This window comes from Dyella sp. SG562 (genome assembly GCF_011759495.1).
GTDB classification, from domain to species: Bacteria; Pseudomonadota; Gammaproteobacteria; order Xanthomonadales; family Rhodanobacteraceae; genus Dyella_D; species Dyella_D marensis.
Map to the genome: position 1 here is coordinate 118,745 of NZ_JAAOYS010000011.1, position 13,465 is coordinate 132,209.

At 66.8% G+C, this 13,465-nt stretch carries 13 protein-coding genes; 4 read left to right on the plus strand and 9 right to left on the minus strand.

Features of this window, described 5'->3' with window-relative positions; all coding sequences use genetic code 11:
- Positions 1–14: 14 nt before the first annotated feature.
- The 7 genes from FHW84_RS18400 to FHW84_RS18430 form a co-directional block, all read right to left on the minus strand.
- Entirely contained in the window at positions 15–1,805 is a 1,791-nt protein-coding gene (locus FHW84_RS18400) for a DUF2341 domain-containing protein (RefSeq protein ID WP_167257446.1), read from the minus strand.
- Between the two features lie 50 nt (positions 1,806–1,855).
- Positions 1,856–3,454, minus strand: a complete 1,599-nt coding sequence (locus FHW84_RS18405) for a ShlB/FhaC/HecB family hemolysin secretion/activation protein (protein WP_208399862.1) — start codon at positions 3,452–3,454, stop codon at positions 1,856–1,858.
- A gap of 884 nt (positions 3,455–4,338) precedes the next feature.
- Entirely contained in the window at positions 4,339–5,310 is a 972-nt protein-coding gene (locus FHW84_RS18410; protein WP_167257447.1) for a DUF4880 domain-containing protein, read from the minus strand.
- Positions 5,311–5,315: 5 nt separating this feature from the next.
- Complete coding sequence (locus tag FHW84_RS18415; protein ID WP_167257448.1) at positions 5,316–5,858, minus strand: sigma-70 family RNA polymerase sigma factor; 543 nt, start codon at positions 5,856–5,858, stop codon at positions 5,316–5,318.
- A 7-nt stretch (positions 5,859–5,865) separates the two neighbouring features.
- Positions 5,866–6,555, minus strand: a complete 690-nt coding sequence (locus FHW84_RS18420; RefSeq protein WP_167257449.1) for an STN domain-containing protein — start codon at positions 6,553–6,555, stop codon at positions 5,866–5,868.
- A gap of 146 nt (positions 6,556–6,701) precedes the next feature.
- The gene (gene ampC, locus FHW84_RS18425) at positions 6,702–7,874 is read right to left on the minus strand and encodes a class C beta-lactamase (protein ID WP_167257450.1); all 1,173 of its coding nucleotides are present in this window, start codon (positions 7,872–7,874) and stop codon (positions 6,702–6,704) included.
- A 118-nt stretch (positions 7,875–7,992) separates the two neighbouring features.
- Entirely contained in the window at positions 7,993–8,763 is a 771-nt protein-coding gene (locus FHW84_RS18430) for an SDR family oxidoreductase (RefSeq protein WP_167257451.1), read from the minus strand.
- 162 nt (positions 8,764–8,925) lie between these two features.
- On the opposite strand from FHW84_RS18430, the gene FHW84_RS18435 reads away from it, so the two are divergent.
- The 3 genes from FHW84_RS18435 to FHW84_RS18445 all read left to right on the plus strand — a co-directional run bounded on the left by FHW84_RS18435 (position 8,926) and on the right by FHW84_RS18445 (position 10,944).
- Positions 8,926–9,819: an AraC family transcriptional regulator gene (locus FHW84_RS18435; RefSeq protein ID WP_167257452.1), complete on the plus strand. Its 894-nt coding sequence runs from the start codon at positions 8,926–8,928 to the stop codon at positions 9,817–9,819.
- Between the two features lie 105 nt (positions 9,820–9,924).
- Positions 9,925–10,122, plus strand: a complete 198-nt coding sequence (locus FHW84_RS18440) for a hypothetical protein (RefSeq protein WP_167257453.1) — start codon at positions 9,925–9,927, stop codon at positions 10,120–10,122.
- Between the two features lie 153 nt (positions 10,123–10,275).
- Positions 10,276–10,944 carry a DoxX family protein gene (locus FHW84_RS18445; RefSeq protein ID WP_167257454.1) on the plus strand — a complete coding sequence of 223 codons (669 nt, stop codon included), beginning with the start codon at positions 10,276–10,278 and terminating at the stop codon, positions 10,942–10,944.
- Here the strand turns inward: FHW84_RS18445 and FHW84_RS18450 are convergent.
- A complete protein-coding gene (locus FHW84_RS18450) occupies positions 10,916–12,103 on the minus strand; it encodes an acyltransferase (RefSeq protein WP_167257455.1) in 1,188 nt (395 codons plus the stop codon). The two genes, FHW84_RS18445 and FHW84_RS18450, sit on opposite strands and share 29 nt — an antisense overlap.
- 120 nt (positions 12,104–12,223) lie before the next feature.
- The gene (locus FHW84_RS18455) at positions 12,224–12,460 is read right to left on the minus strand and encodes a hypothetical protein (protein WP_167257456.1); all 237 of its coding nucleotides are present in this window, start codon (positions 12,458–12,460) and stop codon (positions 12,224–12,226) included.
- A 97-nt stretch (positions 12,461–12,557) separates the two neighbouring features.
- Here FHW84_RS18455 and gnd point away from each other — a divergent pair, with 97 nt between their 5' ends.
- Complete coding sequence (gnd, locus tag FHW84_RS18460) at positions 12,558–13,463, plus strand: phosphogluconate dehydrogenase (NAD(+)-dependent, decarboxylating) (protein WP_167257457.1); 906 nt, start codon at positions 12,558–12,560, stop codon at positions 13,461–13,463.
- Positions 13,464–13,465 lie beyond the last annotated feature (2 nt).

Below are 13,465 nucleotides of genomic sequence, written 5' to 3' on the forward strand. Positions count from 1 at the left end.
GGCCGCGCCCTCCCTTAAGCCGCCGCGCCGAGGTCGGCGTCGCGGTGCAGTTCGGCCAGGCGGGTGACGAACTCGTCGACGAACACCTGCATGTTCGCGGTGACCGCCTTGTTGCGCGTCAGCAGGTAGTTGTAGCCAAACAGCGCCGGGATCGCGACGAACAGGCCGGCCACCGTGGCCAGCAGCGCGGCGGAAATGCCCGGCGCGATGGCGTTGACGTTGACGTCGCCCGCGGCGGCGATCGCCGCGAAGGTGATCATCACGCCGACCACCGTGCCGAGCAGGCCCAGGAACGGGCCGCCGGAGATGGCGATGGTGAGCATGACCATCGAGCGCGACAGCTTCTGGTTCTCGCGCACCAGGGTGGAATCCATCACCGCGCGGATCGCCTCGATCGATTCGGTGGCGATCACCAGGCGGCCCTTGGCGTCCTTGCGGCGCCACACTTCCTTCTTGCCCACTTCGTAGAGGCGGTACAGCGAGGAGTCGGCCAGGTCGCGCGGCGTGCCTTCGTCGCCCATGCCGAGCAGGTTGGTGCCGAGGTCGCGGTAGCGCTCCAGGAAGCGGTCGTTGGCGTTGGTGACGCTGCTGACGTAGCGGCCCTTCTGCCACATCACCATCCAGGAGATCGCCGCCATCACCAGCAGGATGGCGATCACCACCCAGGCGTCGAGCGTGACCGACTTGATGATGACGCCGAAGTAGCCGAAGCCGGCGCCGGATTTCTTTTCGTCCTCGCCGTACTGCACCAGCTTCGATTCGGCGCCCTGCGACAGTGCGTCGACGCCGATCGCGGCCGCCGAGCGCGCTACGCGCGACAGGCGCACTTCGTCCATCAGGCCAAGGAAATTCGCCAGCGCCGCGCCCTGCCCGGCCGCGTCGCCGCCCAGCGTGGCGGCGGAACCCAGCGCCGGCATCGCGGCAGCCAGCGTCGAATACTTCTGGCCATTGACGTAGAGCGTGGCCTGCTGCGCGTCGAAAGTAACGGCGAGCTGCGTCCACTGCCCGGCCTTGAGCGGCTCGCCCGCGGCGCTGCGCTGCGCGCCCTGGCCGGCGTTCGCTTCCACATAGGGCGCGCCGCCGTCGAGGCCGATCACCACCGCGCGGCCGTCCTGGTGCCGCGCGTAGATGGCGGTGGGCGTGGTGGGCAGAGCGTCCAGCTTGATCCACGCGCTGAAGGTGAAGGCGCCGCCGGCCGCCGCGTTGAGCGAAGCGCTGGATGGCAATGTCACCACCTGGTTGCCGTCGAAACGCGCGGCCTTGCCGACGATGCCGCCGTCCACCGGCTGCACGCTGCCGGACTGCGCATGGTTGCCGTAGGCGGTGGCGTCCTTGGGCGCGCCCGCGGCGGCTTCCTCGAAGTGGTAGACCAGGGTGTGGTCGGCGTCGAACGCGGCCGGGCCGCTGCTCTGCGCGGTGGCCTTGGGGTTGCCGTAGTACATCCAGATGGTCTGCTTGGCATTGGCCGGCAGTTCGCTCACGTCCACCCAGACCTGGCCCACGCCCATCACCGGATCGAAGCTGTCGATCTGGTAGTTCAGCGGCGTCTTGCCGTCGGCGGCGATGAAACGCAGGTCCGCGCCGTCCTTCGCCACGCCGTCGAACTGGAAGTTGCCCGGATGCAGGCGGATCAGCACCGGCATGCGGCCCGGCGACTGCGGCAGCGGCGCGCCGGTGGGACTGGTGTCCAGCGTGATGGATTTGCGGTAGGACCAGTCGTCGTTCCACCAGGCCGACTCGGCCGCCAGCGAGAGGCGCGGCAGGCAGGCCAGGCACAGCAGCCACGCAAGGATCAGGTAACGCATCGTCGTTGCACCCCTAGAAGAAAAAGAAAGCCGTGTCATCGCCGCGCTCCTCAAAGCCCGGCCTTGAGGCTGAACAGCCAGCGCCCGTCGTGGGTGCGCGTGCGCGAGCCGTCCTTGAGCGGCCAGGCGTATTCCAGTTCGCCGCTGACGGTGTCGAACAAGGTGAAGCGCGTACCCAGGCCCGTGCTGAGCAAGGTGAAGCGGCCGCGCTGCTCCGGCAGCGGATCGATCAGCAGGATGCGCGAGCCGTCGACGAACCAGTGGAAGCGCCACTCGTTGACGTACTTGCCGAACCACGAAGCCACCGACGGGCTGCGCAGTTCCACCGTGGCCGAGCCGCCGTTGTCGCCGGTGTCTTCCGCCGACAGGAAACCGCGCACGCTGTTGGCGCCGCCGGCGGCGAACTGCTCGCTGGACACCAGCGGCGAATCGGCCAGCTGCCCGCTGGCGTGGAAGGCGAACGCATAGCCGTTGGCAAATGCGCGCGTGTAGTTGGCATCCACGCGCAGGTAGGCAAAGTTCTGCCGCGCGTTGTAGCGCTGGTTGTCGAATTCGAGACGCCCGCTGCCGGCGCCGCGCACGCCGAAGTTGCCGGCGATGGACAGGCCCAGCGAGGAGCTGTCGCGCGTGCGCTGGCCGGTATAGGCCACCGTCAGCGGGTAGTAGGTGATCGGCACCGCCTGCTGCTGCTCGCCCACGGTCAGGCGCTGGTCGAAATGCTTGCGCGCCACGCTGAGCGAGAACGACTGGCCGTAGTCGCCCAGGGTCGGCAGGTTGCGGATCGCCTGCAGGCTCACCGCATTGCCCTTGCCCAGCACCGTGGTGCCGCCGAGCGTGTTGGCATTGCTGTTGGACTTGTAGCCGGAGCCGAGCAGGCTCCATTGGCTGTCGAGCGGCGCCAGGTAGGACAGCGCATACACCTCGACGGCGTGGCGATCCTGCGGCGCCACGATGTAGGTGGCGGAAACGGTATGGCCCAGCTGCCACAGATTGTCGTAGCGCACGTTGCCGACGGTGCGCAGCGCGGGCGTGTCGGCGCTGTGGTCGTTGTTGACCTCAAGGCTGGCGTGCAGCGGATAGCTGTCTTCCACCTTCAGCGTGACGTCCATGGTCTGCGGCAGGCTGCCCGGCTTCAGCAGCGGCACCACCTGCCGGCCCGGCTGGCGGTTCACCTGCGCGAGCTGTTCCTGTGCCTGGCTGAAGTTCGGCACCGCGCCTTCGGCCAGCGCCGGCACCGCTTCGCGGATAGCCTGCGGCGAGTGGTAGCGCGAGCCTTCCACGCGGACGCGGCCGATGCTGTTCTCGGTGACCTTCAGCAGCAGCACGCCGCCGCGTACCTGCTGCGGCGGCACTTCCACCGTGACCGACTGGTAGCCCCTGGCCTGGTAGATCTTCTGCAGCGCGTCGCGCGCGCCGTGCACGTCGTCCAGGCTGCGTCCCGGCCCCAGGAACGGCTCCACCGCCTGCTCGATCTCCACCGCCTGCAGCAGCGTATTGCCGCGCACCAGGTATTCGTTGACGTCGAAGCGCTGCGGCGTCTCCTGCGCCGGGGCGGCGGCCTGCTGCGCCTGAACCGTGCTCCAGGCCAGCGCCAGCATGACGGCGAGAGCCAGCGGCCGGCGGCCCTTCATCGCGACGCTCCGGTCCATGCGGTCGTCCCTTTCCTGATGTCCCCGTAGCTAAGCGCCGACGCATAACCGCCTCGCGACAGCCACATGTCCGATCCAAGGCTACCCATGCATGCGGGCCGTCCATACGGCCGAACCGCTTTGACAATGAAACGCACACCATCCCCCGGGGCGCGCCACACCAGCCGCGCCCATAGCCCGATCGAGATTTCCGGCACACCCACAAGCGCACCGGGCGAAGAAATTCCGGTGGGCATCCCAGCCCGTACCGCCTTCCTTTGCCCTTAGACGGAACCCTTCCGAGGGAACTGAACCTGCGTCACGAAAAATTCATGACGGACGATGTTTCGGCTTGTTTGCGGCCAGCAATGACATGGGAATGTCATATGGATGGACATGCTGGACGTGGAATTCACGCGGCAAAGAAGAGCAAGCGGGAGCTTTTGCACATGAGGCAAGACCCCACGCGACGCTCCGCCCGGCCCCTCACCCTGGCCTCTCCCCGGAGGGGAGAGGGGTAATGTCGTGAGGTAGGCAGGGGCGAAGAGCAGAAGCTGGCCGCAGTTCTTGAACATCCTCTCGGCAACGGCACGTTGAAGCACGCGTCACGTAAACGCACAGTCGTTTCGTGTCGACTCTGGTTAATCCGTTGCCGCAGCCGTCCACTGCTCGTTCTAGTCGCGTCGCGAGCCGTTGCTCTAAGGCTATTTCTCTTTGGTTACTTTCTCTCGAGGTCCCCCTTGAGGGGATTGAGCCAGCAAAGAGAAAGTAACTCGGGCGCCGGCAGGCGTCCGAAATGCCCGCTGCATAAGCGGCCAGTTCGCGTCACCGCGAAAATCAAACGATACCGTTACTGGATCCCGGCCTACGCCGGGATGACGAGCCTAAGAGCGCGCAAGCGCCCATCAACTCAGGAGAACGATGCCCCCCGGCAACTCCGTCACTCGAGCGCCGAAGGCCTCCCGAATCAACGTCGCAACATCCGCCAGCTGATTAAGCGAAAACCGCGCATGCACCATCCGCGCCCCCAACACATCGTTGGTCAACACCAACCTCCCCGGCCGATAGCGATTAATCTCCGCCACCACATACGACAACGGCCGGTTATCAAACACCAACACCCGCCGCCGCCAAGCCATCGCCTGCTCAAGATCCGCCGACGCCGGCGGCGTCAGTTCACGCTCACCGTAACTGGCCCGCTGCGCGGCGCCGAGCGCCTCACTCTGCCCACGGTAGTCAACGCGCACCGAGCCATCCAGCGCGGTGACCTCCACGTCGCCCCCAAGGCAACGCACATTGCACTGCGACCCCGGCTTGGCCAGCAGGCCACCCTTCGCCGCCCACACCGTAAAATTCCCGGCGCCCTCAGCCAGCTGCAGCTGAATCTCTCCATCCAGCAATTCGATGCCGGCCAACTGGTCATCCACCTTGCGCAGATTGAATGCAGTCTGCGTATTCATCTCCACCGTGACCCCAGGCGCAACCTGCACCGAACGCTGCTCACCGGTCGCAGTGCGGAAATCCGCCGCCATATCGGAGATACCGGGCCACAGCCGGAACGGCGGCTGCGCCAGCAGCAACGCCGCAGCGGAAGCCGCCACCGCCCCGCCCAGAAAGGCGCGCCGCGTCATGCGCCGCGGCGCCACCGCAGGCGCCCGCTCGCGCTGAGCCACATGGGCCGCCGCGGCACCCAGCCGCTCCCACATCAACCGCGTCTCGGCGAACGCACGCGCATGCGCCACGCTCTGCGCCACCCAGTGGCGAAAACCCTGGGCATCGGCGGCCGTGGCGCGGCCGGATTTGAGCAGCAGCAGCCAGTCGCGCGCCTCGCGGTGCAGCGGCGAATCGTGGCTCAGGCTGGCGGAATTCGGTTCCATACCCTTCAAGACGCCTTTCCGGCCCCGGGACCGAACCGTTGCACCACGCGGCGATCCAGGCGCTCGCCGCAATGCTCCAGGGCCTTCTTCAGTTCCTTGCCCACCATGCGCACCGAAATGCGGAAACGGTCGGCGATTTCCTGCTGCGGCAGGTCGTCCACACGGGCGGCGATCAGTATCTCGCGCTGGCGCAGGGTGAGCTCGCCCATGGCATGCTCCAGCGCGGCGATCTCGATGCGGGCATGGGCGATGCGCGCCGGGTCCAGCGCCTCGTCGGCGATGTGCAGCAGGTCTTCGACCTCTTCGCCGGTGAGGTAGCGCGATTCGGCCTGGCGCTGGTCGGCCGCCACGTTGAGCGCCATGCGGAACAGATAGCCGGCCGGGTTGTGCGAGACCGGCGAGCTGTCGCCCAGGCGCTCCACGCGCAGATAGGTTTCCTGCAATACGTCGTTGACCAGCTCGTCCGAGCCCAGCCGCCGGCGCAACCGCTTGCGCAGCTCCGGTTGCCATTCCAGGAACAGGCCCATCAGCGACAGCGAGGTCGACATCGCCAACTCAGCAGTGCGCCGGACGCGAGGCGCCGGCGGGCAGCAGCAACAATGTGAGCGGCTGGGCCAGGCCAGGCGGCGGCGGATCGACATGCAAACCGCCAAGGATCGACTCCACTGCCTTGTCGCGCTCTTCGCGCCCCGTGCTGCCGAGCAGGCGCAGGCGGTGCAACTGGCCGGAGCCGTCGACCCAGACCTGCAGGGCGAGGCGATATTCGCCCGGGCGCGTGAGTGGCGTGCGGCAGAGCGCGGCTTCCACCGCGGCCTGCAAGGCGGCGCCGTAGCTGACGACGACGGTGTCGGCGGTTTCCGCGGGTGCAGCGGACGGCGCCATGTTGGCGATGCCTATGTCGGTGTCCACCGCGGGCATCAGGGTAAAGGCCTTGTCCGAGGTGTAGCGCTCGCGCAGCCCCGTGCCCGCCAGCAGCCGACGCAACGCGTCCTCCGGCGTGAATTCCCCGCGCACGCCGGGGGACACACGCCCCACCAGCAGGCGCTCGTCAACCAGCAAGGCCTGTCCCGTCACGTCGCTGAATGCCCTCACCGCGCTACTCAAAGGCTGCGGACCGATGTCGAAAGACCAGCGCCCGCGCGCATCGTCGGCCGGCCCCACGTCCGCCACCTGCTGCTCCACGGCATGGCCCGCCCCCCCACAAAACCCACACGCTGCCAACAGCACCCACCAGGCGTACTTCATAGACCGTCTCCGGATCGCCGGTCGGCCCGACCTCGCGCCGGGTGAGGCTTTATACATCGGCTACACGTTTTGGGAGGCTAGCAGTGGGTTGTGTCAGTTCTGTAACTGTGGCGTAAGGCAAGGCCCGGGTCACCGTTGTGCTTCGCTCAGTGCGTGGCTCCGCCCAGCCCATCCGGATCCATCATCTTCAACACCTCATACGCAAACTCCACCCTCGCCTCAGTCGGATGGCTGCGATTGGTGAGGATCACCAGCCCCAGTTTCTTCGCCGGCACGAAGGCGATATAGGCGCCGAAGCCGTTGGTGGCGCCGGTCTTGTTCACCAGCACGGCGTCAGTGGGCGGATGCGGGGGCTTGATCGCGGTCACGGGCTGGTCTTCGCGGATCATCCGGCTGCTATTGCCGCGCAGCAGGTCGTCGTGGGTGACGGGATAGGGGTACTGCTCCCAGGCCAGGTCCTGGATCATGGGGCCGCTCCGGTAGTAGGCGATGCGGGTGTCTGCGATGGCGCGGCGGGTGAGCGCATCGACCGGCGTTTCGCCAAGCTGCACGTGGACGTAATGCAGCAGGTCTTTCGCGCTGGAGATCACGCCGTATGCTTCGTCGCCAAGCACGCCGGGGTTGACGTGCACGGGGCTGTCGTCGCCGTTGTAGCCCTGCGCGTAATCGGCCTTTTTGGCAGCCGGTATGCGGATAAAGGTATCGGCCAGGCCCAGCTTGGGCAGCAGCGTGTGCTCGACCGCGTCGGCATAGTGCTGGCCCATCCGGTCGGCGGTGATCAGGCCGAGCATGCCGATGCTCGGATTGGAATAGCTGCGCTTGCTGCCTTCCGGGTAGCGCGGTTGCCACGCTTTCAGCCAATCGATAAGTTGCCGATGATTGCCCACTTCGTCAGGCACCTGCAGCGGAAAACCTCCGGCAGTGTGCGTACCCAGGTCGAACAGCGCAACCTTGCCGAACGGCTTGCCTTTGAATTCCGGCAGGTAATCCTCGACTTGATTATCGAGCGACAGCTTGCCTTCGGCCTGCGCATAAGTGGCCAGCGTCGCGATAAAGGTCTTGCTGATCGAACCCAGCTCGAACAGCGTGTCGCTGCTCACCTTCCGCTTGCTCTGCTTCGATGCCACGCCGAAGTTGTAGTAGCGCTCCTTGCCGTCCACGGTGATGGCGATGGCCATGCCGGGGATGTGGTTGTCGCGCATGAAAGTATCGGCGATGCGGCGCAGTTCGCTGTCGAAGTCCGGTTGGGTGGCGGCGTGGACGGAACCTGCGGCCAGCAGCAGGCCGGCGGTGCAGAAGCTGGCGAAGAAAGACGGCAAGGTGGTGGCTCCGATCCGATGGGGGTGCGGGATAGTAAAAGCCTCGCTGCACCGCCATCGGGCGAAATCCTGGCAATCGGCGGGCAGGCGCCTCGCCGATGCCAACCGGGAGGCTGCCTCAGATCAGCATGCCGCCGGATACCTCGATGCGCTGCGCATTGACCCAGCGATTGTCCTCCATCAGCAGCGAGGCGATCATCGGGCCGATATCGTCCGGCAGGCCGGGGCGTCCAAGCGCGGTAGATTCCGCCACGCGACGGTTGATCTCGGGATTGTCGCGCACCATGCCGCCGCTGAAATCGGTTTCCACCGCGCCGGGCGCCACCGTGTTGACGGCAATGCCGCGCGGGCCCAGCTCCTTGGCCAGATAGCGCGTCAGCACTTCGACCGCGCCCTTCATCGAGGCATACGGCGCGCTGCCGGGGAACGAAAAGCGGGTCAGGCCGCTGGAGATGTTGACGATACGGCCGCCGTCGTTGATCAGCGGCAGCAGTTTCTGGGTGAGGAAGAACACGCCCTTGAAGTGCACGCGGTACAGGCTGTCCATGTCTTCTTCCGTGGTCTCGGCGATCGGCGCGTGGTGCGAGGTGCCGGCGTTGTTGACCAGATAGTCGAAGCGCTCCGCACCCAGCGCGGCCAGCGCCTCGCGCACCTCGCCGACGAAGCCGTCGAACTGCGCGGTATCGCCGGTGTCGAGCTGCAAGGCGATGGCTTTGCGTCCGGCTTCGGCGGCGAGCCGGGTTACCTCGGCGGCCTCCGCCTGGTTGGCGCGGTAGGTAAAGACGCTGTCCACGCCGCGGCGCGCGAGGTGCAGCACGGTGTTGCGACCGAGGCCACGGCTTCCGCCGGTGACGATGGCGATCTTGTTTCCGGTGACGCTGGTGTTCATGGCAGACCTGCGGGGAGGAGGAAAACGGCGGCAAGCTTAGGCGCCGCCAGCGCCGCATCGAATGCCGGAACCGGCCATGTTCTTGCCCGATCCTGCTCGGGCCCCGTTGCCGGGGGCGCGAATGGCGCTAGCATCCATTGCATGCATACCGGGGATTGCGCCATGGCTGACACGCTGGTCGATATCGTCAAGCGCCATACCGGCGGGCGTGGCGGCGAAGGCTTCCACGAAACGCCGATCAAAGGCGTTTCGTTCATCCGCGCCGATCGACGGCAGCAGCATCCCACGCACCTGGTATCGCAGCGGGTGCTGTGCGTGGTGGTGCAAGGCGCCAAGTGCAGCATCTTCGGTGGCCGGCGCTACGACTACAGCGCCGGACAGGCGCTGGTGGTCAGCGTGCACATGCCGGGCCTCAGCCGCGTCACGCGCGCCAGTCCGGCGGAGCCTTATCTGTGCGTGGTGATCGAGTTCGATCCCGCCGCGATGCGCGAGATGCTGGAGAGCATGCCGGCGCCGCCACCGCTGTCGGGCAGCGCGCAGCGTGGCATCTTCGTTGCCGACTTCACCGGCCCCACTACCGAATGCGTGCTGCGCCTGGCGCGCCTGCTCGACACGCCGGACGCGATTGCGGTGCTGGCGCCGATGATCAAGCGCGAACTCTGCTACTGGCTGCTGACCGGGCCGCATGGAGGGGAGATTGCCGATGTGGTGCTCGGCTCCGGACATACCCAGCGCATGATGAAAGCCCTGCACCGCCTGCGCGACCAGTTCCGCAAACCGGTGCGCATCGACGAGCTGGCTGCGATTGCCCGCCTCAGCCCATCGGCCTTCCATCGCCAGTTCAAGGCGCTTACGGCGATGACGCCGCTGCAGTACCAGAAGCAGCTGCGCCTGCTGGAAGCGCGCGATCTGATGATGGCGGGCGCAGCGAATGCGGAATCGGCGGCCTACCGCGTGGGCTACGAAAGCCCTTCGCAGTTCAGCCGCGAATACGCCCGGATGTTCGGCGCGCCGCCGCGGCGGGATGTGGTGGCTTTGAGCACGGCGGTAGCTTGAGGCGCGGCCCCGGCCTCTCGTGAAAAACGAGTGAAATGACCTCCCGCATTCGCTTCTCGGGGGCAGTAGGTGTACGGTGAATCTTTCCCGCCCGCGGAGACTGCGATGAACCAGCCCCCGAAAGACATCTCGCTAGCCGAAATCCACTCTGCCTACGCGAGCAAGCCGGTGGACAAGAAAAAAGCCCCGGTGGGCGAGAAAGTGAAGAGCTATACCAAATCCAACCACTACGACCGCGACCCGAACCATACCGGCGAAGCGCCGTCCAAGCCGGACGTCAAGCGTCCGGGCACCCGGAAGTAACCCTGCCACTCCGGGACACCCGGTTTCCGGGTTCTCTCTTCCGCGCATAGGGCCGCCCCGCCCCAGGCCGCGTCCCACGGGACTTCCGGCACGGGCGGGCCGGCGGTGAAGCCTGGGTAGACTCGCCCACCTTCCCAACGCAACCCGCAACCCATGTCGGATACCTCGGTCTTTCTGGCGCATGCGGGGATCGCGGCGCTGCTCGCCCTGGGCATTCTTCTCCTACCCATCCGTACGCAAGGGCGGCGGACGCTGTCGGCCATCGTGGTGGGCGCGTGCCTGCTTCTGGGCCTGGCATGGCTGGCCGGCGTGGCGCTGTTGCCGGTGGTGCCGGATGCGGTGAAGAACCTCCTGCGCCAACTGACGAGCGGCACCGTGTCACTCGGCCCGTGGCTGGTGGGCATGGCGGCGGTGGCGACGGTCGATGCGGCCAGGCAGCGGTCACACGGCGCGCAGGCTGCCGCCAGGCTGGCCGCGGCGCTATCGGTTTACGTCGCGCTCAACTTCATCGGCTTCGAGATCGGCAAGGCCCTGCACGATGCACAGATGCGGCAGTTCTTCCAGGCTTCCGGTTATCCGGTGTGGTCGATGTACGTGGTGATGGCGGTCGAAAGCCTGAGCGCCTTTGCACTGCTGCTGCGCCCCCTGCGCCCGGTGGCGGCAGCGGTGCTCGTGCTGATGATGCTCGGCGCCATCGCCACGCATGTGCGCAACGGCGATCCATTCGGCGATGCGCTCGATGCCCTGCGCATGCTGCTGGCCGCGGCCTGCGTGCTGCTGCTGGCGCAGCGGCTCAAAGCACGCGGGCGATTCCGGGGATAAGCCGCAGGATCGCCGTGGTCAGCCAGCTGAGCAGCACGGCTCCCACGAAGACGATCAGCGCCTTTTCGAACGCCGGCAGCGGCCAGTCGAGCAGCGTCCACTGCAGCCAGGTCACGAACACGTAGTGCACCAGATAGATGCCATAGGCATTGCGCGACAAGCTGTTGCCGATCCGGCCGCCGCGCTTGAAAAAACGCAGGAACAGCGCGAGGAAGGCGATGCACGACACCGCGCAGGAGGCGACGAAGGCGAGGTTCTCCGCAATGCGCCAGATATCCGTTGACGCTCCCGCGCCCTGCGCCTTGGCCAGGCCCATCTGAATGGCCACCAGCAGCACGTACACCACCGGCGCCGAAACCAGCCAATCCCGCCATTGCCGCGCCAGCGGGCCATCCGGCGCGAGCAGCCCTTGCTCGAACGTCATGGCACCCATGCCGATGCCCACTACGAAGTACAGCGCATAGACCGGCGCGCGGCTGATCTGCACGAAGAACGGGCCGAAACTGAGCCAGGCCTCCGGATCCACCGTATGCGTCGCCGGCAGGTAGACCAGCGCCGAAAGGCCCGCCAACACACCGAACAGCACGATCGGCTTCTGCCCTGTCAGCCGGCGCCCGAGCGCCGCGCCGGCTTTCGGCGCAAGCGCATACACGCCCGCAGCAAGCACACCGAACACCAGCAAGACCCAGAGAAACCAGGCCGGCCCCGCCGGCCACACGCTCAAGCGCATCCAGTCCTGCAGAAACGCCAGCACGCCCAGGCCGCCACCGCCGCCACCGCTTATCCGCCAGGCCGGGTAATACGCCAGCGGCGCGAGCACGGCGGCGGCATACATGAAGGGCACCGCAAGGCGCAGCAGCCGCTCGCCGATGAAATCCACGGCGCCGCGGCGCGCCAGCGCAGGCCACACGAACAGGCCGGAGACCAGGAACATCAGCGCCATGAAGAACACGTCGTTGAAGCCGACCACCCACTCCGCGCCGGGCAGGCGCACGCTGTCCACCACCGGGAAGGCCGTCCAAAGCAAGGCCGGCGCGTTGAACGGAGCCGCCGGCGGCGCATAGGGGTGATAGGCGAGCAGGCTGTGATGCAGCAGCACCAGGAGCGTGACGAAGGAACGCAGTCGATCCAGGGCTACGTTGCGCGGCGTGGCGGTCATGGGGCTCGCGGTGGAAGGAGGAGGATGGCGGTGAGAAGGCAGATTATCGTGCCGTGCGGCCGCCTTCCATCAATCGCCCCTCCACCGAGACGATAAGGCCCTGAAGAAATACGCGGACGTTTAAGCCGGCGGACTCCACTTCTGCGCAACCAGCCATTCGCTGCGCAGCACCGCGGCATAGATTTCCCCCGCCTTCGCCTTGCCGCCCGTCGCTTCCATGATCGCGTGCGTGCGCGCGGCCTGTGCGGTGAGGCCAGGCTTGCGCCTCGCTTCGCCCAGCAGCTGCCACTGCCCCGCAGCGGTCTGCTTCAGCACGACGAAACCAGGTGACACAGGTTGTTGCGAACGTTCGGCCATGGGAGCGTCCTCGGTTTTCGCGGCGAATACATGTCGCCGGCTGCTCCGATGGTTCATCATGCCGCTCTGCCATGACAACCCACGCGAGGAACCCACCATGAAACTCGGCATGATCGGCCTGGGCAGGATGGGCGCCAATATGGCGCAGCGGCTGATGCGCGGCGGCCACGCCATCGTCGGCTTCGATCCGCAACCGGCTGCGCGCAAGGCGCTCGAAGACAAGGGCGCCGCCTCGGCGGAATCGCTGGCCGCACTGGTCGCCGCCCTGCCCGCGCCGCGCGCGCTGTGGCTGATGGTGCCGGCGGGCGATCCCACGGATGCCAGTCTCGATACACTGCTGCCGCTGCTCGCCGCGGGCGACACCGTGATCGACGGCGGCAACTCCTATTACAAGGACACCCAGCGCCGCGCGAAGCGCTTCGCCGAGCACGGCATCGCCTATGTCGACAGCGGCACCAGTGGCGGCATCTGGGGCCTGGACGAGGGCTACAGCCTGATGATCGGCGGCGACGAAACGGCGATCGAGCGCTTGCGTCCTGTTTTCGAGACGCTTGCGCCGGCGCCCGATCGTGGCTGGGCGCGCGTCGGGCCGGTCGGTGCCGGCCACTACACCAAGATGGTCCACAACGGCATCGAGTACGGCCTGATGCAGGCGTATGCCGAAGGCTTCTCGATCCTCAAGCACAAGGCCGAATTCGCGCTCGACCTGCACCGGATCGCCGAGATCTGGCGCCACGGCAGCGTGGTGCGTTCCTGGCTGCTCGACCTCACCGCCGACGCGCTGCAAAAGAACCCGGAGATGGCCGGCATCGCGCCGTACGTGCCGGATTCCGGCGAAGGCCGCTGGACGGTGGACGAGGCGATCGAGCTCAATGTGCCCGTGCCGGTGATCGCGCAGTCGCTGATCGAACGCCTGCGTTCGCGGGACAAGGAATCTTTCGCCGACAAGCTGCTGGCCTCGATGCGCAACGAGTTCGGCGGGCACGCCATCACCAAGGAATAAGC